Raw genomic sequence first — 23,677 nt, 5'->3', positions numbered from 1 at the left:
TTACACGACGCCCAAGGGCGGTGTTTGGCGATCCGGTTCAAACCGGAACTGCACGCCGAACCTGAATCAGGCTTGCCAATCCGGGCGAGCCACCCCCCTATGGCGACACCATGCCAGAAGACCAGGGGCGAGACCAGAATGAGCGACAACCATGCAACCACCCATGACGCGGAAGAGGATATCCGCAATCGCGATATCCGGATCTATGTGAATGGAGAGATCGTGCATCGGGATGAGGCCAAGGTCTCGGTCTATGATTCCGGCTTCATGCTGGGGGATGGCATGTGGGAGGGGATGCGGCTCTACGATGGGGTCTGGGCCTTCTTCGACGAGCACATGGATCGCTTTTTTGACAGCTGCAAGGCGGTCAGCCTTGATCCCGGCATGGATCGGGCCGGGATTGCGGAGGCTCTGCGTCTGACGGCGGAAGCGAACGGGATGACCTCCGATGTGCATTGTCGGCTGATGCTGACCCGTGGGGTGAAGGTGAAGCCGTTCCAGCATCCCTCGCTCAGCCGGTCGGGGCCGACGCTGGTCATCATCATGGAGCATTCGAAACCAGTGAACCGGCTGCAGTCGGCGGGCATTCGCCTGGCGACCGTGCCGCAGGTCAGGGGGTTGCCGCACAGCCAGGACGCCAAGTTCAACAGTCATTCCAAGCTGAATTGCGTCATTGCTTGCCTTCAGGCCGAAGCGGCCGGGGCGGACGAGGCGCTGATGCTCGACCCGCATGGTTTCGTGAACACCACCAATGCGTGCAATTTCTTCATCGTCAGGAAAGGCGAGGTTTGGACCTCGACGGGTGATTATTGCATGAACGGGGTGACGCGTCAGAAAGTCATCGAACTGTGCCGGGCCAATGGCATCCCGGTGCGCGAGAAGAACTACTCGCTTTACGAGGCCTATGGCGCGGAGGAGGCCTTTCTGACCGGCACATTCGGGGCGCAGACGCCTGTGGCCTCGATTGATGGAAAGCCTATAGGGTCTGGCGAAAGGCCGGTGACGGCGCGCATCAGGGGGCTCTACAAGGCGGCCATCGCGGCGCATGTGGCCGAGCGCAAGGGCGTTGCCCTGTGACGTCATGCGGCTTGAGCCTTTGGGGTAAACCGGGGTAACTGGACCCATGACAAGCTCTGACCGTTCAAATCGCCCCGAAATCCGCCGGACAAGCCGATCGCTGCCAATTGCCTTGCTGCGCGCGCGCGAAACCGTGATGGGCCCGATCCGCGAGATGCTGGCGCAAAGCGGCATCAATGAGCAGAAATGGCGCGTGCTGCGGGTGCTGGACGAGGAAGGCCCGATGGAACAGACCGCGCTGGCGGCGCGGGCCTGCCTTCTTCTGTCGAGCCTGACGCGGATCCTGAAGACGATGGAGAGCGAGGGCCTGCTGTCGCGCGAGGCGGACAGGGCGGACCGGCGTAAATCCATTGTCAGCGTGACCGACAAGGGCCGCGGGCTGATCCGGACCCACTTGCCGGAGGCCGAGGCGCTCTTTGCCGCGCTGACCGCGCGCTACGGGGCGGAGCGGATGGAGGAGTTGCTGGACCTTCTGGAAGAGCTGCACGGGCTGGAGGGCTGACCCGAAAGCGGTTTCGCCGCCTGCGGCACCGACCCGGGAGCGGGCCTCCTCACCCTCCCTTGCGGGAGGGATCGTCGGCCCGCGTTGCCACGGGATATCCGGGAGGGCTGTGCCTTGGGGGAGGGGCGGTGCCAGTCTCTCCTGCAGGATGCCTCCGGCGGGGGTATTTGGGCAAAGAAGAAGACACTCAGAGCGACCGGAAGCCCGCGTCGAGGGCGGCAAGGATCGTGTCGACGTCTGCTTCGGAGAGGATGAGCGGCGGGGACATGATGATGTTGGGCCCCGAGACGCGGACCATGGCGCCGTGGGCATAGGCGACCTCCTGCACCTTCGCGGGCATGGTCTTGTCGGGGGCCTTGGTGGCGCGGTCCGAGACAACTTCGATCGCGGTCATGAGCCCGTGGCCGCCGCGCACGTCGCCGATCATCTCGTGGCGGTCCATGAGCCGCTGAACCCCCGCGAAGAGCTGCGCGCCGCGGGCGGCGGCGTTTTCGGGGACATCGAGGCGGATCGTCTCGTTCAGGCAGGCGATGGCTGCCGCCGCGCCGACGGGGTGGCCGGAATAGGTGTAGCCATGGCCGATGGCGGCGGCGCCGGTTTCATCGCTTTCGAAGACCTCGGCGACCTTGTCGGACAGCATCACCGCGCCGAAGGGGAAATAGCCGTTGGTGATCGCCTTGGCGGTGCACATCATGTCGGGCTGCACGCCCCAGTGGCGGCTGCCGGACCAGTCGCCGGTGCGCCCGAAGGCCGTGATGACCTCATCTGCGATGAGCAGGATGCCGTTGCGTGTGCAGATCTCGCGCACCATCGGCATGAAGCTTTCGTGTGGAACGATGACGCCGCCCGCGCCGAGGATCGGTTCCATGATGAAGGCGGCGATGGTGCCCGCGCCCTGGAAGGCGATCTCGTCCTCCAGCGCGGACGCGCAGAGGGCGGCGAGGCGCGCGGGGTCGGTTTCCCCGAACGGGTTGCGGTAGGGGTAGGGGGCCGGGATGTGGACGCAGCCGGGCAGGAGCGGTTCGTACTGGGTGCGGAAATTGGCGTTGCCATTCACGGAGGCACCGCCGAAATGGGTGCCGTGATAGCCCTTCTTGAGGCTGAGGAATTTGGTGCGGCCGGGCTCGCCCCTGACTTTGTGATATTGCCGCGCGAGGCGCAGGGCGGTTTCCACGCTGTCCGATCCGCCCGAGGTGAAGAAGGCGCGGGACAGCCCGTCGGGGGCGAAGAAATCGGCCAGCATCACGGACAGCTCAATCGCCGCGTCGTTCGAGGTGCCCCGGAAGGTGGAATAATAGGGCAGCACATCCAACTGCCGGGCGATGGCGTCCTTCACCGGCTGGCAGGAGAAGCCGAGGTTCACGTTCCACAAGCCGCCCACGGCGTCGATGGTTTCATGCCCGTCGATATCGCGGATGCGCACGCCCTCGGCCCCGGTGATGATGCGCGGCGGGTGGGCCAGGCTGTCTGCGGGGTGCGCCATGGGGTGCCACATGCGGCGGGCGTTCATTTCCTTGAGGAAGTTCGAGTCTTTCATGGCGCGGTCTCCGGTCCGGCTTGGGCGGCCCATGCGGCAGCCAGCGCAGGCGGGATGGTGCCGCCCCAGTTGGCGCTGATGGTCCGGGCTGCGTTCATGAGTTCTGTGAGGATGAGGGTCTGCAACTCCGGCGTGACGCGCGAGGACACGGCCGCCACGGCCACGGCCCCGGCGATGCCGGTACTGTCGAAAAGCGGTGCGGCGAAGCCGGTGACGCCGGTCTCGAAGGTCTGGTTCGAGATGGCGATCCCGCTGGCGCGGGCGCGGGCCACGGCGGCTTGCAGGTCTTCGGGGCTGCGGGCGGTTGTGTCGGTATAGGCGGGCATGGCAGCAAGCGCGCGCTTCATGAGGTCTTCGTCCCCGAAGGCCAGCGCGGCGATGCCCGAGGCAGTGGCATGCAAAGGCAGGCGTGACTCATGGAGCACCACGCGGGCTGAATGTTGCGGGGCCTCGTGATGGGCGAGCGTGGTCAGCCCGCTCGCATCGAGCAGCGAGGCGTGCGCGGTTTCGCCCGTGGCCTCGGCCAGCCGGGGCAGGGCCACGCGCAGGCCCGCGCGGCGCGGCAGCGTCACCTCGCGCATATGGGCAAGGCGCAGGACGGCAGGGCCGATGCGGTAGGCGCGGGTGGCCGGGTTCTGTTCCAGAAGCCCCGCCGATTCGAGCGCCGAGAGGTGGCGGAAGGTCGTCGCCTTGTCGCGCCGGGCGAGTCGGTGGAAGTCGCTCAGACCGATCTCGGGGCGGTCGAGCGAGAAAAATTCCAGCAATTCCATCGCCTTTGCGATCGTGGACATGGGGTCTCCCTGCGGCGTCGGGGCTTCGGTTTGCGAAAAGGATTGACGGGGATTGGTTCACAATGCAAGCTGTTTTTAAACCAATGGTTTGAATAATGAACCAATACATCAGGGAGTGCAACATGAAGACAATGCTCAAGACCGTCTGCGCGGCGGCGCTGGCGACGGTGGCCCTTGGCGGGCTGGCGGCGGCGGATTACCCCGAACGCCCGGTGGAATTCGTGGTCCCTTGGCCGCCGGGTGACCTGGAGGACGTGCTGACACGGATGATCGCGGAGGATTTCCAGGAGGCTTACGGCGTGCCTGCGGCGGTGGTGAACCGGCCGGGCGGCGGGGGCGGCCCCTTCCCCGGCGCGATTTCCGTGGCGACAGCGCCGGCGGATGGCTACACCATCGGGTCCTTCATTATCGCGATCCCGACCGTGGGGCCGAACCTGGGCATCCCGGAGCTTAGCCCCGATCCGTTCGAACCCATCGGCATTTTCCTGACCTATCCTTTCGTGATCGCAGCAGGCGCCGATGCGCCCTATTCCACCATGGAAGAGCTGGCCGCCCATGCGCAGGACAATGACGTGACGCTTGGCCATTTCGGCGCGCCACTGGTGCCGACGCGGGTGACCATGGCGCTGGCCGCCTCGCAGGGCTTCGGCTTCGCCTCGGACGCGGCCTTCGACGCGCTGGATTGCAACACGCTGGCCTCGGGCGATGCGGATGTGATCAACACCACGCTGCAACTGATCCTGCCCTGTCTGGACAGCGTCAATGTGCTGGCCTCGATCGGGGCAGAGCGGATCAGCCTGACGCCCGACGCGCCCACGGTGGCGGAGCTTGACCCCTCGCTGAACGTTGCGCTGTGGAACGGGCTGTTCGTGCATCGGGACACCCCGCAGGAGGTGCGCGACCGGATCGCGGAAGTGGCGCAGGCCACGGTTATGAGCGAGCGGGCGCAGGCGCTGGCGGAGGAAACCGGCGCGCTGGTCTACTGGCAGGATGCCGAAAGCGCGACCGCCCAGATTCAGGCTGATATCGAGACGCTCGGCACGATTTCGGGCATGCTCGACTGAGCGATGTAATGGATCGGCCTCTCCGGGCCGATCCGCAATTTTGTTGGAACAAAATTGGGGCGCGCGGATGGGGCGGTTTGAAACCCTGCAGCAGATGTTCAGGCGGTATCGTCGACCGGGGGATCTCGTCTTCGCCACCATCTTTCTGCTCTTTGCCTTGTGGCTGGCCAGCCAGTTGCAGAACCAGACGATCTGGGCCAACGGCCAGCAGCTGTTCGCGCAGCCCCGGTTCTGGCCTGCCGTGGGTGTCTTCGGCATGGCCGGCTTTGGCGCGCTTCACTTCCTCAGTTCCGTTGCCTCTGACCGCATTCCGGGCCGCTGGCCCGAGGTCGTGACCTGGATTAGATCACTGGAATTCGTGGGCTGGTTCCTGGCCTATGTCTGGCTGGTGCCGTGGGTGGGCTACCTTCTTGCGACGCTTCTTTTCATGGGCGTGCTGACCATCCGCATGGGCTATCGCGAGCTACGCATGATCGGTGCCGCCATGGCGACCGGGTTGGCCATCGTGCTGCTGTTCCGAACCTTCCTTCAGGTGCGCCTGCCGGGCGGGCAGCTCTATCATCTGCTGCCAGATGGCCTCTCCACCTTCATGCTGACCTATTTCTGAGGCCCGGTGATGGACCTTTTCCTTTCCAGCCTCGACACGCTCGCCCGGCTCGACGTGCTTCTGGCCCTTCTGGTGGGCTCCATCGGGGGCGTCATCATCGGCGCCATTCCCGGCGTCGGCGCGGCGGTGGCCATTGCCATCCTGCTGCCCGCGACCTTCAGCTTCGATCCCATCGTGGGGCTGACGGTGCTTCTGGGCATCTATGGCTCGTCCATGTATGGCGGCGCGATCCCGGCCATTCTGATCAACACGCCGGGCACGGCGGTGAACGCGCTGACCACCTATGACGGCTACCCGATGACGCAAAAGGGGCAGGCGCGGCGGGCGCTGAGCCTGGCCTATTCGGCGTCCTTCTTCGGGGGCATCCTGTCGATCCTGTGCCTGATCCTTTTGTCGCCCGTGCTGGCCTGGATCGCGCCCATGTTCGGCAGCCGCGAGATTTTCCTGGCCGCGCTTCTGGGCATCATCCTTGTCGTGCTGGCGCATCGGGGACAGGTCTTTGCCGCCGGAATGCTGGCCAGTTTCGGTATCTTCCTCAATTCCGTGGGGCTGGAGCCGGTCCGCTATTCCCGCCGGTATGCCTTCGATCAGAGCTGGCTGGCCTCGGGCTTTGATCTGATCGTCGTGGTGCTGGGGCTTTTCGCCATTTCGCAGGCCTTCATGCTGCTGGTCGACAAGGACGACGCGCCGAAAGCGCAGCGGGTGGAGGGGAGCCTCTTTTCCGGCCTGAAGGAGCTTTTCCGCTTCAAGCGGGTGGCGACGGTGTCCTCCGGCTTCGGCGTCCTTATGGGGATGATCCCCGGCGTGGGCGAGTTCACCGCGCAGTTCCTGAGCTACACCTACGCGCGGCGCACGTCGAAGACGCCCGAAGAGTTCGGCAAGGGCAGCCCCGAGGGGCTGATTGCCTCGGAAGCCGCTAACAACGCGGTGCCGGGTGCGGCCATGATCCCACTGTTGGCGCTAGGCATTCCCGGCGAGGCGCTCACCGCGATGATGCTGTCGGTCTTTTACGTGCACAACGTGGTGCCGGGGCCGGGGCTCTTCCAGAACGACATGGATTTCGTGGTGGCGCTTTACATCGTCATGCTGCTGCTGAACGTCATCGTGCTTGGCTTCCTGATGTTTTCCACCAACCTGCTGACCAAGATCATCCAGGTGCCGACGCGGTTTCTTGGCGTGGTCATCCTGACACTGAGCTTCGTAGGGGTCTACAGCTTGCGAAACTCCTTCACCGATTGCGCGATTGCCAGTGCTTTTGGGGTGCTAGGGCTGATCCTGAAGCGGCTCAACCTGCCGGTGGTGCCGATCATCCTGGGCATGGTCTTGGGCGGCATCATGGAGGTGAAGCTGCGCAGCGCCATGGCCCGCGTGCGCACGCCTTGGGACATGATCGACCGGCCAATTGCCTTCATCCTCTTTTGCGCGATCCTGCTGGTCATCGGGCTGCATGTCCGCACGCTGGTGAAGGAACACCGGGCGCGGGTGGAAGATCCCGACCACGACATTCACGACTCGCAGATGCGGTAAGGGGCAAGAGATGGATCAAGCCAGTATCGACGCGCTGCGCGCAGAGGTTATTGGGCCGCAGGGGCATCTGATCGGGGGGCAGGTGGTGCCCGCCTCGGACGGGGGTTTGATGGAGACGACCTCCCCCATCGACGGGCGTGTGCTGACGACGCTGGCCAAGGGCACGGGCGCGGATGTGGCGCGGGCCGTGGCGGGTGCGCGCGAGGCGTTCGAGGACGGATGCTGGTCGCGCCAACCCCCTGCCGCGCGCAAGAAGGTCCTGCTGAAATGGGCCGAACTGATCGAGGCCGAGGCGCTGGCACTGGCGGTGATGGGTGTGCGCGAGAACGGGACCGAGATTTCCATGGCCTACAAGGCCGAGGCCGGGTCGGCGGCGGCCACGATCCGCTATTACGCCGAGGCCATCGACAAGCAATATGGCGAGATAGCGCCGACGGCGGACAGCGTTCTGGGCCTCGTTCACCGCGAGCCGGTGGGCGTGGTCGGTGCCATCGTGCCGTGGAACTTCCCGCTGATGATCGGGGCGTGGAAACTGGCGCCTGCCCTGGCGGCGGGCAATTCCGTGGTGTTGAAACCAGCGGAAACCGCCTCGCTCACGCTCTTGCGCATCGCGGCGCTGGCGCTGGAGGCGGGGCTGCCGCCGGGCGTGCTGAACGTGGTGACGGGCGAGGGCCCGGTGGTGGGCGAGGCCATGGGGCTTTCCATGGGCATCGACGTGCTGGCCTTCACCGGATCGGGCGCGACGGGGCGGCGGCTGTTGGAGTATGCCGCGCGGTCCAACCTCAAGCGCTGCTATCTGGAGTTAGGGGGCAAGTCGCCCAATGTGGTCTTTGCCGATGCGCCGGATCTGGCGCTTGCGGCCAAGGTCTCGGCGGCGGGCATCTTCCGCAATGCGGGGCAGGTCTGCGTGGCGGCCTCGCGCCTGCTGGTGGAGGAGAGCATCCATGACGACTTTGTCGCGGCGCTGGTCGCGGCGGCGGAGGCGTTCCGGGTGGGCGATCCGCTGTCGCTGGAAACCCAGATCGGCGCGGTGCATTCGGAACGGCAACTGGCGCAGAACCTGCACTTCGTGGACGAGGCCGAGGCGGAGGGCGCGCAAAGGCTGACCGGCGGTGGGCGTATCCTGACGGACACCGGCGGCACCTACATGGCCCCAACGGTCATGGCCGGGGTCGCGCCCGACACGCGGCTGGCGCAGAACGAGGTCTTCGGCCCGGTTCTGGCGGTGACACCCTTCAGGACGGAAGGCGAGGCCGTGCGGCTGGCAAACGGAACCGACTATGGCCTGTCCTCTGGCGTCTGGACGCGCGATCTGTCCCGCGCGCACCGGATGATCCGGGCCGTCCGCGCGGGCGTGGTGCATGTGAACACCTATGGCGGGTCGGACCTGACCGTGCCCCTTGGCGGCGTGGGCCAGTCCGGCAATGGAAGCGACAAGTCGCTGCATGCGCTGGCGAAATATGAAAACCTGAAAACGGCGTGGATCCAGCTGTGAGCGGGGAGATATGGCGGACAAGACCATTCTGGTGGTGGGCACCTACGACACCAAGGACGACGAGCTGCTCTACATGGCCGAGCGCATTCGCGCGCAGGGGGGCGGGGTGCTGACCATGGACGTCTCGGTTCTGGGCGATCCCTCGCAACCCACCGATATCTCCAAGCATGACGTGGCCAAGGCGGGCGGGTCCAGCATCGACGCGGCCATTGCCTCGGGTGATGAAAATACCGCCATGCAGATCATGGCGCGCGGGTCGGCGGCACTGGCGGCGCGGGCCTGGGCCGAGGGGCGGTTCGACGGGGTTGTGGTTCTGGGCGGCTCCATGGGCACGGACCTGGCCCTTGACCTGTGCAGCGCGTTGCCGCTTGGGGTGCCGAAATACATCGTCTCGACCGTGGCTTTCTCCACCCTCATCCCGGCCGACCGCCTGCCCGCCGATATCCAGATGATCCTCTGGGCCGGGGGGCTTTACGGGCTGAATTCGGTCTGCAAGTCGTCGCTCAGCCAGGCGGCGGGCGCGGTTCTGGGGGCGGCGCGGGCGGTGGAGGCACCGGACCGGTCGAAGCCGCTCATCGGCATGACGAGCCTTGGCAAGTCGGCGCTGCGATACATGGTCTACCTGAAGCCCGAGCTAGAGGCGCGCGGATACGAGGTCGCCGTGTTTCATGCGACCGGCATGGGCGGGCGGGCGTTTGAATCGCTCGCCGCGCAAGGCGCTTTTGCTGCCGTCTTCGATTTCTGCACGCAGGAGCTGGGCAACGACACCCATGGCTCGGACGTGACGGCGGGGGCCGACCGGCTGACAAATGCTGGCAAGGCGGGCATTCCGCAGCTGGTCTCGACCGGCTGCTATGACCTGGTGGATCTGGCCGGATGGCGCGGCATCCCCGAGACATGGGCCGATCTGCCGAGCCATGCGCATAACCGGCTCATCACCTCGGTGGTGCTGGACGCCGACGGGGTGCGCGCGGTCGCCCGCGCGCATGGCCGGGCGCTGGCGGAGGCCAGGGGCGAAACCGTGCTGCTGTTGCCCCTAGGTGGCTGCGGCGAATGGGACCGACCGGGTGCGGACCTGCACAACCCAGAGGGACTGACCGCGTTCTGCGACGAGATGCGCGCAAGCTGCCCCGCCAATGTGCGGCTGGAAGAGATCGACGCCCATATCAATGATGCGGCCTTTGCGGCAAGGGCGCTTGAGATCTTCGATGATTGGCGGGCGCGCGGCCTGGCCTGACGTGATGCGCGGTTTGATCCTGGCGGGGGAAGGGCCTTCGAAGGCCCTTGTTTAAGCGGTTTCGAAACCGCTTCCCGCCCGGATCAGAGGGAGCGCAAAAGATCGGGCTTGACTCCCTTCATGCATTTGCTTAACAAAGCAAGTAAATTAGGAGGAGCCCCGGTGCCCCATATCATCGTCGAGTATTCGCCCAACATGGAGGAGCGCGCTGACATGGTCGCGCTGTGCGATGTGCTGCGGCGGGCCGCCATCGACACCGGTATCCTGCCGATGCCCGGTATCCGCGTGCGCGCCATCCGCGCCACCCATGTCAGCATCGCCGATGGCGATCCGCAGCACGGCTATGTCGACATCAGCCTGCGCCTGCGCGGCGGCCGTTCCGACGAGGCCAAGCGCGCCGCCACCGCCCATATCTTCGCCGCCGCCGAGGCCTTCCTTGCCCCGGCCATGGCACGGCATTCCATCGCGCTTTCCTTCGAGATGCGCGACATCGACCCCGATCTCAGCCCCAAGACGGGCACGATCCGCGACCATCTGCCGAAGGAGCTGCCATGACCGACCTTGCCACCCACCAGGCCAAGCTGGACGGCTACCTTGCCCGGTTCCGCGACACGGGCGTTCTGAACCAGATCGGGGGCGAAGCGCGGCCTGCCGTCTCGGGCGCGACATTCGACAACCATTCGCCGGTGGATGAAAGCTTCATCTGCCGTGTGGCGCGGTCGGGGGCGGAGGATGTGGACGTTGCGGCACGCGCCGCCAAGGCGGCCTATCCCGCCTGGCGCGACCTGCCCGCAACCGAACGCAAGGCCATCCTGCACCGGATCGCCGACGGCATCGTCGCACGGGCCGAGGAAATCGCGCTCTGTGAATGCTGGGACACGGGCCAAGCCTATCGCTTCATGTCGAAGGCGGCCCTTCGCGGCGCCGAGAACTTCCGCTTCTTCGCCGACCGCGCGCTCTCGGCCCGCGACGGGCAGGCGCTGCCCTCGCCCACGCTGATGAACATAACGACCCGCGTGCCCATCGGCCCCGTGGGGGTGATCACGCCGTGGAACACGCCCTTTATGCTCTCCACCTGGAAGATCGCGCCGGCGCTGGCGGCGGGCTGCACCGTGGTGCACAAGCCCGCGGAATTCAGCCCGGTAACCGCGCGCATCCTGATGGAGATCGCCGAAGAGTCGGGGCTGCCGCCGGGCGTGTGGAACCTGGTGAACGGCTTTGGCGAGGATGCGGGCAAGGCCCTGACCGAACACCCCGATATCAAGGCCATCGCCTTCGTGGGGGAATCCAGAACCGGCTCGATGATCATGAAACAGGGGGCCGAGACCCTCAAGCGCGTGCATTTCGAACTGGGGGGCAAGAACCCGGTGATGGTCTTCGAGGATGCCGATCTGGACCGCGCGCTCGATGCGGCGATTTTCATGATCTATTCGTTGAATGGCGAGCGCTGCACATCGTCCTCGCGGCTGCTTATTCAGGACAGCGTGGCCGATGGCTTCCTTGAAAAGCTGGCCGCGCGGGTGAGAAACATCCGAGTTGGCAACCCGCTCGATCCCGCCACCGAAGTGGGGCCGCTTATCCACAAGACCCATTTCGACAAAGTCTGTTCCTATTTCGACAAGGCCCGCGCCGAGGGGGCCGAGATCGCCGTTGGCGGCAGGCGGGCGGGCGATCTGGGCTGGTTCGTTCAACCGACTCTCTTCACCGGGGCCAGCAATGACATGGCCATCGCGCAGGAGGAAATCTTCGGCCCCGTGCTGACCGCGATCCGGTTCAAGGATGAAGATGAGGCAATGCAGATCGCCAATGACATTCCCTATGGACTGACGGGCTATGTCTGGACCAACGACCTGACCCGCGCATTGCGTATTACCGACAGGCTGGAGGCTGGGATGATCTGGGTAAACTCTGAAAACGTCCGCCACCTGCCGACACCCTTCGGCGGCGTCAAGGCCAGCGGCATCGGGCGCGATGGCGGGGACTGGAGCTTCGAATTCTACATGGAACAGAAACATATCGGCCTCGCCACCGGCCAGCATCACATTCCGCGCCTCGGCGCGTGAGAGGGGGAGGAAAGAGATGGGAGAGATCGTTCTTGCCGCCAAGATGACCCATGTGCCCACCATGCTCATGTCCGAGCAGGAGGGACCGGTGAAGGGCAAGCGGAAGGCGGCCATCGACGGGCACCGAGAAATTGCCCGCCGTGCAAAGGCGCTGGGGGCAGACACGGTGGTGATCTGCGACACCCATTGGGTGATAAACGCCGGGTTCCACATCAATGCCAACAGCCGGTTCGAGGGGCTCTTCACCTCGAACGAGTTTCCGCAGTTCATCCAAAACCTGCCCTATGGCTATGACGGCAACCCGGCGCTTGGCGATGCGATTGCGGCGGAGGCCACGGCGCGTGGCGTCCATACACTGGCCCATCACCTCGACAGCCTGGAACTGGAATACGGTACGCTTGTGCCCATGCGTTTCATGAGCCGGGAGCACGAGATGAAAGTGGTCTCGGTCGCGGCCTGGTGCACGGTGCACGACCATCAGGAAAGCCGCGTTGTGGGCGAGGCAATTCGCGCAGCGGTGGAAGCGTCCGACAGCCGGGTGTTGCTGGTCGCGTCAGGGTCGCTCAGCCACAAGATCTGGGCGAACAAAGACTATGCCGCCAATAACGGCACCTTTACCATTAGCTCCGAGTTCAACCGGCAGATGGATCTGCATGTGCTGGACATGTGGCAGCAGGGCGATCACGCGACTTTCCTGAAGATGCTGCCGGACTATGCGCAATTCTGCTGCGGCGAGGGGTCCATGCATGACACGGCCATGCTCTACGGGGCGCTTGGCTGGGACAGCTATGACAAGCCCTGCGAGGTGGTGACGGAGTACTTCCCAAGCTCCGGCACCGGTCAGACCAATGTGATCTTTCCCGTAGGCTGACCGCCAAGAAGGATTTTCCAGAAAATCCTTCGCAGGCCGTGAAACAGAATTTTCTGGAAGAGTTTTCCAGCTTAGGTGTCATCCCAACAGAGCTTCAATCCGCGCCAATGTCGCCGTGCTGACCGCAACACCCTCTGCCGCCGCCTTGATCCGTTTGGATTTGCGTCCATCCCCGGGCAGGCGAGCGCCGTCCTGCGCGTGGATGGCATCGGTGAGGGCGCTGATCCGGTCAGCGAATGCCCCACCCGAGGTTGCTCCGGGGTCGATGGCAATGAAGAACTGGCCGGTCTTGGGCGGTCCGCCCGCGGTGCCGGAAAAGGGCGAGGCATCCTTGCCAAGCGTCGCGCCCGCCAGCGCCGCCGCCATGGTTTCCACCAGCAGCGCCACGCCAACCCCCTTGTAGCCGCCTGACGGTGCCATGGACCCTTTCAGCCCGACCTCGGGGTCAGTGGTCGGGTTGCCCTCTGCATCCAATGCCCATCCTTCCGGGATCGGTTTGCCCTCGCGCGCGTGTTTCATGACCTCGCTTTTCGCGATGGTGCTGGCCGACTGGTCGATCATGATGGCGGGCTGACCATCCGGCCCCGGCACGGCGAGAGAGAACGGGTTGGTGCCGACAACCGGTTTCGACCCGCCCGAAGGCGCAATCGACGCGGGCGCATTGGTAAAGCCCAAACCGACCAGCCCGGCCTCGGCTAGCCGGGTCGTATGATAGCCCAGAACACCGCAATTGTAGCTGTTGCGGATGGCGAGCGCCGCGATGCCCTGTTCGCGGGCCAGCGGGATCAACTCGCCAAAGCCCATGTCGATGGCGGAATGGGCAAAGCCGGTGGCGGCATCCACGGTGATGACGCCGGGGCGGGGGATGTCCATGACGGGTTTGGCCTGCCCATCCACCTTTCCGCATTGCACATGTTCCGCGTAGATCGGGATATAGGCGAGGCCGTGGCTCGCCACCCCGTCGGCCTCGGTCGCGGCGGTGGCGATGGCCAGCGGGCGGGCATTCTCGGGGCTGGTGCCGGCGGCCACCAGGGCGCGGAATGAGAGATCCTCGATCTCGTCCAGGGTCATGGTGCGGGTGTCTGACATCTCTCTCTCCTCAATCATTGTCTGTCAGGCCCGCCCCGGCCCCGGCAAGGCGCGAGGCCTCGGTCGCGGGCGCGCGGGTGCGGGCGGCGTAGATGCCGAGCGAGACCAGGATCATCTGGTCGGTCTCGGCGCGTGTCTTGTGGGGGGACCGGGCCGGGATCGGACCGCCGAGCGTCAGGGTCACGTCCGACAGGGGCGGCGGGGTGTCCAGCGATACGGCATCGCCATCGGTAGCCGCGTGGCCGCCGTCCCAGGACAGGGTTACCGATTGGCCCAGGTCTTTCGCAAGCGTCGCTGCGAAGGGCAACAGGAAGACCGGCAGGGCCACGCGCGTCAGGGTCAGCGGCATCGGGGCAGCCGGTCCGAGATCGGCAAGCACAGCCCCGCAGGCGATCGGGCAAAGCCATCCCTCGGCCCCCCGCCATGTGCCGTCCAGCCGCTCCGGCCCGGCTTGCGCATGGCCTTCCTCATCATGGCGGAAAAGCAGCGCGACCAGCGGATCACAGGCGTCAATGCCGCGCGCACAGAGCCACCGGGTGGCCTTCGCGGCCTCCTCGGCCATGCCCCAGCTCAGCCCCGCGCCCCTTGCCGCCGTCTTGGCGAGGCTCTCGGTTTCGTTTAGGGACAGGCTCATATGTCTGACTCTGGATACACCCAGAAATCCGCGTTGTCCCCGGTCAGCTCGGGCGGGTATGGCGCGCCCGCGAACATGGTGATGCGGATCCAGCGGTCGGGCCGGGGATCGAAGCTGGTTGCGCCGAAAAAGGACAGCTTGGCGCGCAGCATGTCGATGGGCAGCATATCTGCCCCGATGGTGTTGTCGCGGATCTCTCCATAGGGGGCTTTGGCGGCGATCTGGACACGACGGGCGCTGTGGCGATGTTCGGGATGCTTCAGAAGGAAGGCGGCCAGCAGGGTGTCACCGGGCCAGTCGCCGAGATCAGCGTGCAAGAAGGCCGCATCGCGCCCCGGTGCAAGGGGTTGTTCATAGGGCGCAATCGGCTCCTCGTGTCGCTGCCCGAGCCGGGGTTCGAGCTTTTCTTCCGACACGTACCAGGCCCGCGCGGTGGCCTCCGGGGCGGTCCAGTCCGTTTCCAGGGCCCAGGGAAACTGCTGTTCGATCAGGGCCTTGACCTGATGCAGGGGCATGGAGCCATCAATGCGGAACCCGGCCTGTTCCACGGCAGCCATGCAGGGGCCTAGCCCGTCGATGATGTCGCCATAGGGTTCCAGCATCAGCGAGACCAGAAATTCCTGCCCCTCAAAGGACAGATTGCCTTCGGCCCATGCATGGAGCTTGTCCCAAGGATGATCGGTGTCGAGCCCGTCCGAGACATGCGGCAGCAGGCGTGACAGATCGGCCCGAAGGTCCGCAAGTCTCGCCAGTTGAATCGGATGTTCGGTTCGCCAGGTTTCAATCGCGGCGACGCTGCGGCTTAGAAGGTCACGGAACAGTGCTACGGCATCGGGCGTGGCGGAGGGCAGGGCGCGTACCCTTGCCAGCGCCGTTTCGCGCACCAGGATCCAGTTGTTCACCAGCATCGGGTGATTGACGAGAAACGGCGCCATGCCGAGCCCGGTGGAATTGCCGATGCCAAGGCGGCGCGCAAGGGCGGGGTCCAGCGCCACGGCATTCTCGCCGCCCTGCACCCGGGCCATATGCTCCACCATGTCCCGCACGAACCAGCGGGTCAGGTAGACCGACAGCATTTCCGCCTGAAACGGGGCAGCCATCTCGGGACGCTCGGCAATCACGTCGCGGTCGGCCGCGCCGAATTTGCCGGAGCCGTATACGGCCGTCGTGCGCATCAGATAGCCCACTTCCGCGATCGTCTGCGGGTCGGGTTGCTGGCCCTGAGAGAGCCGATCCACCACATGTGTCCACAGGCGGACAGACCGATTGGCTCGGGAAAGCGACAACTCGCTTTCACTTATGCGACCTGCTTCCTGCATCGGCACATTTCGGGACAGCCGGGCGATATCGGCGCGGTCCGGCACCCCGTCAAACAGAGCGAATGTCGCGTCCCAGGCTTCGGCAATCACCCGGTCGGACCGCAGGTGGTCCGGCAGGTCATGGGCAAAGGCGATCAGGGAATAGCTCCGCTCCGGCCCGGTGGCGGTGTAGACGGCATGGCCCACGCCATTGTCATCCACCTCGAATGCCCTTCGCGTGAACTGCCAGTCTTCGCGGGCCAGCCTGCGGGTCAGTTGACGCATGAAGCTGAGCCTGCATTGGTGCAACGACCCAAGACGCGCCAGCCGCATCACCTGTTCCGGCGGGCGCAGGGCAGCCTCTTTGATGTCCGTGTCTGTTGCGTGACCGCTCATCGCGCGTTCCTCCCACCCCGGCGCAGCATGTCCGGCACGCGGGCCGAGGTCAAACCCGCAATCCGACGCTCAACCGGCAATAGGCGACACGATCCGGTGTCCGGGCATGTGCCAGAGCCTGACAAATGTCACCGGCGCGTCAAGGCCCCATGTGCTGCGTTCCAGTGTCAGAAGGGGCGTGCCCTCGGTGACATCCAGCGCGCGGGCCTCGTCCGGGCCGCAGGGCTGTGCCGAGATCGCCAGTTCGCCGCGTGCGACCGGGACCGTTTCCAGCAGCCATTCATTGGCGCTTTTGCGGCTGAAATCATGGTGTTCCGCCTGAGGCACGGCGGCAAGGTTGATCCAGCGATCTTCCAGAACATAGGGCGCGCCGTCGGCCAGGTGAATGGCGGAGAGATGCAGGGTGCGGGCGGCGTCGCCAAGACCGAGCGCATAGGCCACGCGCGCGGGGGGGCGGGCGGTGCCGTGGGTCAGAAGGCCATAGCCGTAGCGCTGGCCGCCCGCTTCGATCTCCTGCCGGATGACCGGGATCTCGATGACCGCCTTGCCGACCGGGTGCAGCGCCACGCGCGTCCCCGATTTGCGGCGGCGTTCCACAAGTCCCGCCCCGGCCAGTTCCCGAAGCGCCCGGTTCACCGTGGTCCGTGCACAGCCGAATTCGGTGGCGAGGTCGGCCTCGTTCGGGATCAGGTCGCCCGGCTTCCATTGGCGGGCGCGGATGCGGCGGCGGACCTCGTCCTGCACGCCCTGCCATGTGTTGGTGTCGCTCATGGGGCGGCCCGAAGCTCTTTGACCGCCACCCGGTAGGCGGCTTCGATGGTATCGCGGTGGATATGGCGGCCCTCGTGCACCATGTGGCGACCCGCGGACCAGACGTCGCGCACCATGCGGTCATCACCTGCGAAGATGTAGCTGTCGAGGATGGTGTCGCCGGTCATTTCCTCAAGGTCCGGGTGGGTCGTGTCGAGCGCCAGCATATCGGCCCAGTTGCCAGCAGCAAGCGCGCCCGTTTGCCGCCCTGCCGAACCCGCGCCACCCTGATTGACCGCGTCGAACAACCTGCGCCCGGTGGAAGACGCGGGTGTTGCCAGCGCGGCGCGGGAATGGTCGCGCAGGCGCTGGCTGGTATCGAGTTGGCGCAGTTCCTCGGCCAGGCTGATGCGGATATTGCTGTCGGAGCCAACGGCAATGCGCCCGCCCGCACCCATCCAGCGGATGCCGTCGAAAATGCCGTCCCCAAGGCTCGCTTCGGTCAGGGGGCAAAGAACGGCGGTTGCGCCGGACCGGGCGAGGCCCTCGGTTTCATGCGGTTCCATCTGGGTGCAGTGGATGAAATGCCAGCGGTGGTCCGGGGCGAGCGTATCAAGCACCCACTCCACAGGCCGCTTGCCGGTCGCGGCCAGCACCTCCTCCACCTCGGCCTTTTGTTCTGCCAGATGCATATGGATCGGCCCTTCCGGTGCCAACCCGACAACCTCGGCGAGCGCCCCGGCTGGCGCTGCGCGCAGCGAATGAGGCGCGATCCCGAAGCCCCAGTCGGCGGGGCCAGTCGCGATGCGCGCTCTGGCCTCCTCGGCCAACCGGGCATAGCGCTCCGCGTCGTTGCCGAAGCGTTGCTGGCCGGAGGTCAGCCCCCGCCCGTCCAGCCCGCCGGTCTGGTAGAAGGCCGGCAGCAGGGTCAGCCCGATCCCCGAGAGATCCGCCGCCGCCGCGATCCGGTCGCTGAGTTCTGAGAGCCGCGCATAGGGCACGCCGCCGGGCTGGTGATGGAGGTAGTGGAATTCCACATTGGTGGCATAGCCCGCCTCCAGCATCTCCATTTGCACGAAGGCTGCGATGGCCTGAACCTGCTCGGGTGTGATCCGGTCCAGGAAGCGGAACATCAGCTGTCGCCAGGTCCAGAACGTATCGCTCGGGTCGGGGCCGCGACGCTCGGTCAGCCCGGCCATGGCGCGCTGGAAGGCGTGGGAATGGGCGTTGGCGGGCGCGGGCAGCAGGCACCCCACCCGCGTGCCCTGCGGCGGGGCGTCGGCCGTGACGCTGGCGATGCGGCCCGCGTCCAGCGTGACCAGCACGCTTTGCTGCCAGCCATCGGGGGTCAGCGCGGTTTCGGCCCAGACATGTTCCATGGTCAAATCCCTGCTTGACTCGAATATGTGCATACATAATGCTGTCTGGCAGGGATTAATCAAGCGAAATGAGTCGATCATGCTTCTGGTGAACGCGACGGTGGCCACGATGGGCGAGGGCGTGCCCTATGGGCTGATCCCCGACGGGGCGGTGTTGCTGGAGGGCGACCGGGTGGCCTGGGTCGGGCCTCGGTCAGAGGCGCCGGAGGCCGAGGCGCGCGACATGGGCGGGCGGCTGATCACGCCCGCGCTGATCGACTGCCACACGCATCTGGTTCACGCAGGCGACCGCGCGCGGGAGTTCGAATTGCGGCTGGAAGGCGCAAGCTACGAGCAGATCGCGCGGGAAGGCGGGGGCATCCTGTCCACGGTCACCGCCACCCGTGCGGCGAGCGTAGACGACCTAGTCGCGCTGGCGCTGCCGCGTCTGGATGCTCTGCTGTCCGAGGGCGTGGCCGTGGTCGAAGTGAAATCGGGCTACGGGCTGACCATCGAGGCTGAGCTCAACATGCTTCGCGCGGCGCGGGCTTTGGAACAACATCGTCCGCTCAGGATCATCACCAGCTTCCTCGCCGCCCACGCGGTGCCGCCGGGGGCTGATGCAGATGCCTATATCGACGAGGTCTGCATCCCCGCCCTCCATCAGGCCCATGCGGAAGGGCTGGTCGATGCGGTCGATGGCTTCTGCGAGGGGATCGCCTTCACGCCCGCGCAGATCGAACGGGTGTTCGAGGTCGCCAAGGCGCTGGGCCTGCCGGTGAAGCTGCATGCCGAACAGCTCTCGCATCTGGGCGGAACGGAGCTGGTGGCGCGTTATGGCGGGCTGTCGTCGGATCACGTGGAATACGCGACCGAGGCTGACGCGCGGGCGATGGCCGATGCGGGGACCGTTGCGGTCCTGCTGCCCGGCGCGTTCTATACGCTGCATGAAACGCAGATGCCCCCGGTGGACGCCTTCCGCGCCCATGGCGTGCCGATGGCGCTGGCCACCGATGCGAACCCCGGATCGTCGCCGATGTTCTCGCTCCTGCTGGCTGTCAACATGGGCTGTACCCTGTTCCGCCTGACGCCGGAGGAGGCGCTGAGGGGGGTGACGGTGAACGCGGCCAAGGCGCTTGGGCTTGACGATTGCGGGCAGATCGCAGCAGGCAATCGCGCGGATCTGGTGGTCTGGGATGTGAAACAACCGGCGGAACTGGCCTATCGCTTCGGTTTCAACCCGCTGGCGGAACGTTGGGTCGGCGGGGAGGTCGTAGCATGATCCTGACCCCGGGCGCGGCAACGCTGAGGCAGTTGGAGGCCGTGTGGCGCGGGGCGACCCCGGCGCTGGATCCTGCCGCCTATCCGGGTATCGAGGCCGCCCATGCCGAGGTGCAGAAGGCTGCTGCCGGGGAAGACCCGGTTTACGGGATCAATACCGGCTTCGGCAAACTGGCCTCGATCAAGATCGCGGCCGGGGATACGGCGGCGCTGCAACGGAACCTCATCCGCAGCCATGCCTGCGGGGTCGGAAAACCGCTGGAGGAGGACACCGCGCGGCTGATGATGGCGCTGAAGCTGCTATCCTTGGGCCGAGGGGCCTCGGGCGTGGCGCCTGCCACGGTGCGGCTGATCGAAGGGATGCTTGCCAAGGGCGTCACCCCGGTGATCCCCGAACAGGGCTCGGTCGGGGCCTCGGGCGACCTTGCACCGCTGGCCCATATGGCGCTGGCGATGATGGGCGAGGGCGAGGCGGTGTTTGACGGTCAGACCCTGCCCGGCGGCGAGGCGCTGGCGCGCGCGGGGCTGGAGCCGGTGAGTTTCGGCCCCAAGGAGGGTCTGGCGCTGATCAACGGCACGCAGTTTTCCACCGCTTGCGCCTTGGTGGGCCTCTTCACCGCATGGGCCAATTTGCGGGCGGCGATTACGGTTTCGTCCCTTTCGACCGACGCGATCATGGGCTCCACCGCGCCGCTTTTGGCCGAGATCCACGCCCTGCGCGGTCAGCCCGGCCAGATAGAGGTGGCCGCCGCAATGCGGGCGCTGATGGAAGGCTCCGAAATCCGCGAAAGCCACCGCGAGGGCGACAGCCGCGTGCAGGACCCTTACTGCATCCGCTGCCAGCCGCAGGTGACGGGCGCCGCGCTCGACATGCTGCGCATGGCCGCCGGGACGCTCAGGATCGAGGCCAATGCGGTGACCGACAACCCGCTGGTGCTGCTTGGCGAGGGACGGATCGTCTCGGGCGGGAATTTCCATGCGGAACCGGTGGGGTTTGCCGCCGACATGATCGCCATTGCGCTCTCTGAAATCGGGGCCATCGCGCAACGCCGCGTGGCGCTGATGGTCGATCCGACGCTGTCTTTCGACCTGCCACCCTTCCTGACGCCCGCGCCGGGGCTGAACTCCGGCCTCATGATCGCCGAGGTCACGACGGCGGCGTTGATGAGCGAAAACAAGCATCTGGCGAACCCCTGTTCGACGGACTCCACCCCGACAAGCGCCAATCAGGAGGACCATGTCAGCATGGCCGCCCATGGCGCGCGCAGGCTTCAGCGGATGAATGCGAACCTCTCGCGCATCCTTGGGGTCGAAGCGATGTGCGCAGCGCAAGGCGTGGAATTCCGCGCGCCGCTGATGACCAGTGAGGCGCTGCAAGGGGTGCTGGCCCGTCTGCGGGCGCGGGTGGCGACGATCAAGGAAGACCGCTACCTCGCCCCCGATCTGGAAGCAGCGGGCGATCTGGTCGCCTCTGGCGCGCTTTGCGACGGGCTGGACCTGCCGGAACTGGAGGGCGCGGAATGACCCCGGTTGAAGTTGTGCAGGGGGACGGGCCGGTCATTCTGGGCCTGCCCCATACCGGCACCTTCGTGCCTGACGACATCCAAGCAAGGCTGAATGCGCGGGGGCGGGAGCTGTCGGATACGGATTGGCATATCGAACGGCTCTACGACGGGCTTTTGCCCGGTGTCACTACCGTTCGGGCGACCTTCCACCGCTACGTTGTGGATGCGAACCGCGATCCCTCCGGCGCGAGCCTCTATCCCGGCCAGAACACCACCGGGCTGGTGCCGCTCACGGATTTCGACGGTGCGCCGATCTGGGCCGATCCGCCGCGCGACGCCGAGGTCGCGGCCCGCAGGGCCGCCTTCCACTCCCCCTATCACGCGGCCTTGCAGGCCGAGATGGAGAGGGTGCGGGCCATCCACGGCGTCGCGATCCTCTATGACTGCCACTCGATCCGGTCCGTCATCCCGCATCTCTTCAAGGGGCTCCTGCCGGATTTCAATATCGGCACGAATGGCGGCACCACCTGCGCGCCTGGGATCGAGGCCGCCGTTCTGGGCATCTGTGCCGGGGCAAGTGGCTACACCCACGTTCTGAACGGCCGTTTCAAGGGCGGCTGGACGACCCGCCACTTTGGCTGCCCCAATGAAGGCTTTCACGCCATCCAGATGGAACTGGCGCAGTCGACGCATCTTGTCGACGAGACCGCCGGTTGGGCCTACGCGCCCGACAAGGCCGACCGCCTGCGCCCGCACCTGGGCCAAATCCTCACAACCCTGGCCGATCTGGCCCCCAAGCTGAAGGGCTGACCCATGACCGATCCCCGTCACAATATCCGCGACGTCTTCCCCGCCACGGGCACCAAGATCACAGCGAAAAGCTGGCTCACTGAGGCGCCGATGCGGATGCTGATGAACAACCTGCACCCGGATGTGGCCGAGAACCCGCATGAGCTGGTGGTTTATGGCGGCATCGGGCGTGCGGCTCGGACGTGGACCGATTTCGACACGATCGTCGCCAGCCTGAAGGATCTGGAGGACGACCAGACCCTGCTGGTGCAGTCGGGCAAACCCGTGGGCGTCTTCCGCACCCACAAAGACGCGCCGCGGGTTCTGATCGCCAACTCGAACCTGGTACCCCATTGGGCGACATGGGACCATTTCAACGAGCTCGATAAGCGCGGGCTGGCCATGTACGGCCAGATGACCGCCGGGTCGTGGATCTATATCGGCTCACAGGGGATCGTTCAGGGCACCTATGAGACCTTCATGGAAGCGGGCCGCCAGCACTACGGCGGCGACCTGAAAGGCCGCTGGATCCTGACCGGCGGGCTTGGCGGCATGGGCGGCGCGCAGCCCCTGGCCGCCGTCATGGCTGGGGCCTGCTGTTTGGCGGTGGAATGCGACGAGACCCGCGCCGAGTTTCGCAAGCGCACCCGCTATGTGGATGAGATCACCCATTCGCTGGATGACGCCTTGGCCATGATCGACCGCTGGACCAAGGCGGGCGAGGCGAAATCCGTGGGGCTCATCGGCAATGCCGCCGATGTCTTCCCGGAACTGGTCAAGCGCGGGGTCCATCCCGATATCGTGACCGACCAGACCTCTGCCCACGATCCCATCCACGGCTACCTGCCGCAGGGCTGGACCGTGGCCGAATGGCGCGACAAGCAGGAGAGCGACCCGAAGGCCGTGGAACGCGCCGCGCGGGCCAGCATGAAGGTGCATGTGGCCGCCATGGTCGATTTCTGGAACGCGGGCGTCCCGACGCTCGATTACGGCAACAACATCCGGCAGGTCGCGTTGGAGGAGGGGCTGGAAAACGCCTTCGCCTTCCCGGGATTCGTGCCCGCCTATATCCGGCCCCTCTTTTGCCGGGGGATCGGGCCGTTCCGCTGGTGTGCACTGTCGGGCGACCCGGAGGATATCTACAAGACCGACGCCAAGGTGAAGGAACTGGTCGACGACCTGCACCTGCACAACTGGCTCGACATGGCGAAGGAGCGGATCGCGTTTCAGGGCCTGCCCGCGCGGATCTGCTGGGTCGGGCTTGGCGTGCGCCACAAGCTGGGGCTCGCCTTCAACGAGATGGTGCGGAACGGAGAGCTGAAGGCCCCCGTGGTGATCGGGCGGGACCATCTGGACAGCGGTTCCGTCGCCTCGCCCAACCGGGAAACCGAGGCGATGAAGGACGGCTCGGATGCGGTATCCGACTGGCCGCTCCTGAACGCGCTTCTGAACACGGCGTCAGGGGCCACCTGGGTCAGCCTGCACCACGGCGGCGGCGTCGGCATGGGGTTCAGCCAGCATTCGGGCATGGTGATCTGCTGCGACGGGACGGAAGACGCCGACCGGCGGCTTGAGCGCGTGTTGTGGAACGACCCGGCGACAGGCGTGATGCGCCACGCCGATGCGGGCTACGACATCGCCCTCGACTGCGCGCGGGAGCATGGGTTGGACCTGCCGGGGATTTTGTGATCGGGTGCGGCCCCTCGATAGAGAGGGGCCAGCCGCTTGGCAGGTCGGGGTGCAGGGGAAGGGTGCTGCGGGTTGGAAAGTGATGGCTGCATTGAGTCCACCTCGCTAGCTTCTTGT

At 65.9% G+C, this 23,677-nt stretch carries 21 protein-coding genes; 14 read left to right on the top strand and 7 right to left on the bottom strand.

What is annotated here, in order from left to right; translation table 11 throughout:
* Positions 1 to 138 precede the first annotated feature (138 nt).
* Both BKY26_RS13450 and hpaR read left to right on the top strand, forming a co-directional pair.
* On the top strand, positions 139 to 1,077 hold the full coding sequence (locus BKY26_RS13450; RefSeq protein ID WP_071690903.1) for an aminotransferase class IV: 939 nt from the start codon (positions 139 to 141) through the stop codon (positions 1,075 to 1,077).
* A gap of 46 nt (positions 1,078 to 1,123) precedes the next feature.
* Entirely contained in the window at positions 1,124 to 1,579 is a 456-nt protein-coding gene (gene hpaR, locus BKY26_RS13445) for a homoprotocatechuate degradation operon regulator HpaR (protein WP_071690902.1), read from the top strand.
* A gap of 187 nt (positions 1,580 to 1,766) precedes the next feature.
* Here hpaR and BKY26_RS13440 read toward each other — a convergent pair whose 3' ends face one another.
* Positions 1,767 to 3,116: an aspartate aminotransferase family protein gene (locus BKY26_RS13440; RefSeq protein WP_071690901.1), complete on the bottom strand. Its 1,350-nt coding sequence runs from the start codon at positions 3,114 to 3,116 to the stop codon at positions 1,767 to 1,769.
* A complete protein-coding gene (locus BKY26_RS13435) occupies positions 3,113 to 3,907 on the bottom strand; it encodes an IclR family transcriptional regulator (RefSeq protein WP_071690900.1) in 795 nt (264 codons plus the stop codon). The genes BKY26_RS13440 and BKY26_RS13435 overlap by 4 nt, the downstream gene beginning before the upstream one ends.
* Before the next feature lie 122 nt (positions 3,908 to 4,029).
* Here BKY26_RS13435 and BKY26_RS13430 point away from each other — a divergent pair, with 122 nt between their 5' ends.
* From BKY26_RS13430 to hpaD, 8 genes are all read left to right on the top strand, one after another.
* Positions 4,030 to 4,971: a tripartite tricarboxylate transporter substrate-binding protein gene (locus tag BKY26_RS13430; protein ID WP_071690899.1), complete on the top strand. Its 942-nt coding sequence runs from the start codon at positions 4,030 to 4,032 to the stop codon at positions 4,969 to 4,971.
* A 94-nt stretch (positions 4,972 to 5,065) separates the two neighbouring features.
* Positions 5,066 to 5,578, top strand: coding sequence for a tripartite tricarboxylate transporter TctB family protein (locus BKY26_RS13425; protein WP_245764455.1), 513 nt, complete (start codon positions 5,066 to 5,068; stop codon positions 5,576 to 5,578).
* Between the two features lie 9 nt (positions 5,579 to 5,587).
* Positions 5,588 to 7,105, top strand: coding sequence for a tripartite tricarboxylate transporter permease (locus BKY26_RS13420; RefSeq protein WP_071690897.1), 1,518 nt, complete (start codon positions 5,588 to 5,590; stop codon positions 7,103 to 7,105).
* Between the two features lie 10 nt (positions 7,106 to 7,115).
* Positions 7,116 to 8,600, top strand: a complete 1,485-nt coding sequence (locus tag BKY26_RS13415; RefSeq protein ID WP_071690896.1) for an aldehyde dehydrogenase family protein — start codon at positions 7,116 to 7,118, stop codon at positions 8,598 to 8,600.
* Positions 8,601 to 8,610: 10 nt separating this feature from the next.
* Positions 8,611 to 9,837 carry a Tm-1-like ATP-binding domain-containing protein gene (locus BKY26_RS13410; protein WP_071690895.1) on the top strand — a complete coding sequence of 409 codons (1,227 nt, stop codon included), beginning with the start codon at positions 8,611 to 8,613 and terminating at the stop codon, positions 9,835 to 9,837.
* 162 nt (positions 9,838 to 9,999) lie between these two features.
* A complete protein-coding gene (locus BKY26_RS13405; protein ID WP_071690894.1) occupies positions 10,000 to 10,392 on the top strand; it encodes a 5-carboxymethyl-2-hydroxymuconate Delta-isomerase in 393 nt (130 codons plus the stop codon).
* Complete coding sequence (gene hpaE, locus BKY26_RS13400) at positions 10,389 to 11,900, top strand: 5-carboxymethyl-2-hydroxymuconate semialdehyde dehydrogenase (RefSeq protein ID WP_071690893.1); 1,512 nt, start codon at positions 10,389 to 10,391, stop codon at positions 11,898 to 11,900. Before BKY26_RS13405 ends, hpaE begins: the two co-directional genes overlap by 4 nt.
* Positions 11,901 to 11,916: 16 nt before the next feature.
* Positions 11,917 to 12,771, top strand: coding sequence for a 3,4-dihydroxyphenylacetate 2,3-dioxygenase (hpaD, locus tag BKY26_RS13395; protein WP_071690892.1), 855 nt, complete (start codon positions 11,917 to 11,919; stop codon positions 12,769 to 12,771).
* Positions 12,772 to 12,849: 78 nt separating this feature from the next.
* Here hpaD and BKY26_RS13390 read toward each other — a convergent pair whose 3' ends face one another.
* From BKY26_RS13390 to BKY26_RS13370, 5 genes are all read right to left on the bottom strand, one after another.
* The gene (locus BKY26_RS13390) at positions 12,850 to 13,860 is read right to left on the bottom strand and encodes an Ldh family oxidoreductase (protein ID WP_071690891.1); all 1,011 of its coding nucleotides are present in this window, start codon (positions 13,858 to 13,860) and stop codon (positions 12,850 to 12,852) included.
* A gap of 10 nt (positions 13,861 to 13,870) precedes the next feature.
* Complete coding sequence (locus BKY26_RS13385; RefSeq protein ID WP_071690890.1) at positions 13,871 to 14,494, bottom strand: DUF3726 domain-containing protein; 624 nt, start codon at positions 14,492 to 14,494, stop codon at positions 13,871 to 13,873.
* Positions 14,491 to 16,188 (bottom strand): hypothetical protein, encoded by a 1,698-nt coding sequence (locus tag BKY26_RS13380; RefSeq protein WP_071690889.1) that lies wholly within the window; start codon positions 16,186 to 16,188, stop codon positions 14,491 to 14,493. The genes BKY26_RS13385 and BKY26_RS13380 overlap by 4 nt, the downstream gene beginning before the upstream one ends.
* 69 nt (positions 16,189 to 16,257) lie before the next feature.
* Entirely contained in the window at positions 16,258 to 16,959 is a 702-nt protein-coding gene (locus BKY26_RS13375; protein ID WP_071690888.1) for a histidine utilization transcriptional repressor HutC, read from the bottom strand.
* On the bottom strand, positions 16,956 to 18,317 hold the full coding sequence (locus BKY26_RS13370; RefSeq protein WP_071690887.1) for a formimidoylglutamate deiminase: 1,362 nt from the start codon (positions 18,315 to 18,317) through the stop codon (positions 16,956 to 16,958). The genes BKY26_RS13375 and BKY26_RS13370 overlap by 4 nt, the downstream gene beginning before the upstream one ends.
* A gap of 79 nt (positions 18,318 to 18,396) precedes the next feature.
* On the opposite strand from BKY26_RS13370, the gene hutI reads away from it, so the two are divergent.
* Genes hutI through hutU form a run of 4 tightly spaced genes read left to right on the top strand, consistent with a single transcriptional unit; the run spans position 18,397 to position 23,560 of the window.
* Positions 18,397 to 19,578 carry an imidazolonepropionase gene (gene hutI / locus BKY26_RS13365; RefSeq protein ID WP_071690886.1) on the top strand — a complete coding sequence of 394 codons (1,182 nt, stop codon included), beginning with the start codon at positions 18,397 to 18,399 and terminating at the stop codon, positions 19,576 to 19,578.
* Positions 19,575 to 21,101, top strand: a complete 1,527-nt coding sequence (gene hutH / locus BKY26_RS13360) for a histidine ammonia-lyase (protein WP_071690885.1) — start codon at positions 19,575 to 19,577, stop codon at positions 21,099 to 21,101. Before hutI ends, hutH begins: the two co-directional genes overlap by 4 nt.
* Positions 21,098 to 21,892 (top strand): N-formylglutamate deformylase, encoded by a 795-nt coding sequence (gene hutG / locus BKY26_RS13355; protein WP_071690884.1) that lies wholly within the window; start codon positions 21,098 to 21,100, stop codon positions 21,890 to 21,892. Before hutH ends, hutG begins: the two co-directional genes overlap by 4 nt.
* A gap of 3 nt (positions 21,893 to 21,895) precedes the next feature.
* The gene (hutU, locus tag BKY26_RS13350) at positions 21,896 to 23,560 is read left to right on the top strand and encodes a urocanate hydratase (protein ID WP_071690883.1); all 1,665 of its coding nucleotides are present in this window, start codon (positions 21,896 to 21,898) and stop codon (positions 23,558 to 23,560) included.
* Positions 23,561 to 23,677 lie beyond the last annotated feature (117 nt).

The sequence above is a fragment of the Nioella sediminis genome, assembly GCF_001879695.1.
GTDB lineage: Bacteria > Pseudomonadota > Alphaproteobacteria > Rhodobacterales > Rhodobacteraceae > Nioella > Nioella sediminis.
The sequence above is the reverse complement of the archived record's forward strand: the minus strand, read 5'-3'. Positions and strand labels throughout refer to the sequence as shown.

What these genes read in the sequence shown, in the direction of transcription:
- BKY26_RS13450 (WP_071690903.1), top strand. Translation starts at nt 139, where the DNA reads ATGAGCGACAACCATGCAACCACCCATGACGCGGAAGAGGATATCCGC.
- hpaR (WP_071690902.1), top strand. Translation starts at nt 1,124, where the DNA reads ATGACAAGCTCTGACCGTTCAAATCGCCCCGAAATCCGCCGGACAAGC.
- BKY26_RS13440 (WP_071690901.1), bottom strand. Translation starts at nt 3,116, where the DNA reads ATGAAAGACTCGAACTTCCTCAAGGAAATGAACGCCCGCCGCATGTGG.
- BKY26_RS13435 (WP_071690900.1), bottom strand. Translation starts at nt 3,907, where the DNA reads ATGTCCACGATCGCAAAGGCGATGGAATTGCTGGAATTTTTCTCGCTC.
- BKY26_RS13430 (WP_071690899.1), top strand. Translation starts at nt 4,030, where the DNA reads ATGAAGACAATGCTCAAGACCGTCTGCGCGGCGGCGCTGGCGACGGTG.
- BKY26_RS13425 (WP_245764455.1), top strand. Translation starts at nt 5,066, where the DNA reads ATGTTCAGGCGGTATCGTCGACCGGGGGATCTCGTCTTCGCCACCATC.
- BKY26_RS13420 (WP_071690897.1), top strand. Translation starts at nt 5,588, where the DNA reads ATGGACCTTTTCCTTTCCAGCCTCGACACGCTCGCCCGGCTCGACGTG.
- BKY26_RS13415 (WP_071690896.1), top strand. Translation starts at nt 7,116, where the DNA reads ATGGATCAAGCCAGTATCGACGCGCTGCGCGCAGAGGTTATTGGGCCG.
- BKY26_RS13410 (WP_071690895.1), top strand. Translation starts at nt 8,611, where the DNA reads ATGGCGGACAAGACCATTCTGGTGGTGGGCACCTACGACACCAAGGAC.
- hpaE (WP_071690893.1), top strand. Translation starts at nt 10,389, where the DNA reads ATGACCGACCTTGCCACCCACCAGGCCAAGCTGGACGGCTACCTTGCC.
- hpaD (WP_071690892.1), top strand. Translation starts at nt 11,917, where the DNA reads ATGGGAGAGATCGTTCTTGCCGCCAAGATGACCCATGTGCCCACCATG.
- BKY26_RS13390 (WP_071690891.1), bottom strand. Translation starts at nt 13,860, where the DNA reads ATGTCAGACACCCGCACCATGACCCTGGACGAGATCGAGGATCTCTCA.
- BKY26_RS13385 (WP_071690890.1), bottom strand. Translation starts at nt 14,494, where the DNA reads ATGAGCCTGTCCCTAAACGAAACCGAGAGCCTCGCCAAGACGGCGGCA.
- BKY26_RS13380 (WP_071690889.1), bottom strand. Translation starts at nt 16,188, where the DNA reads ATGAGCGGTCACGCAACAGACACGGACATCAAAGAGGCTGCCCTGCGC.
- BKY26_RS13375 (WP_071690888.1), bottom strand. Translation starts at nt 16,959, where the DNA reads ATGAGCGACACCAACACATGGCAGGGCGTGCAGGACGAGGTCCGCCGC.
- BKY26_RS13370 (WP_071690887.1), bottom strand. Translation starts at nt 18,317, where the DNA reads ATGGAACATGTCTGGGCCGAAACCGCGCTGACCCCCGATGGCTGGCAG.
- hutI (WP_071690886.1), top strand. Translation starts at nt 18,397, where the DNA reads ATGCTTCTGGTGAACGCGACGGTGGCCACGATGGGCGAGGGCGTGCCC.
- hutH (WP_071690885.1), top strand. Translation starts at nt 19,575, where the DNA reads ATGATCCTGACCCCGGGCGCGGCAACGCTGAGGCAGTTGGAGGCCGTG.
- hutG (WP_071690884.1), top strand. Translation starts at nt 21,098, where the DNA reads ATGACCCCGGTTGAAGTTGTGCAGGGGGACGGGCCGGTCATTCTGGGC.
- hutU (WP_071690883.1), top strand. Translation starts at nt 21,896, where the DNA reads ATGACCGATCCCCGTCACAATATCCGCGACGTCTTCCCCGCCACGGGC.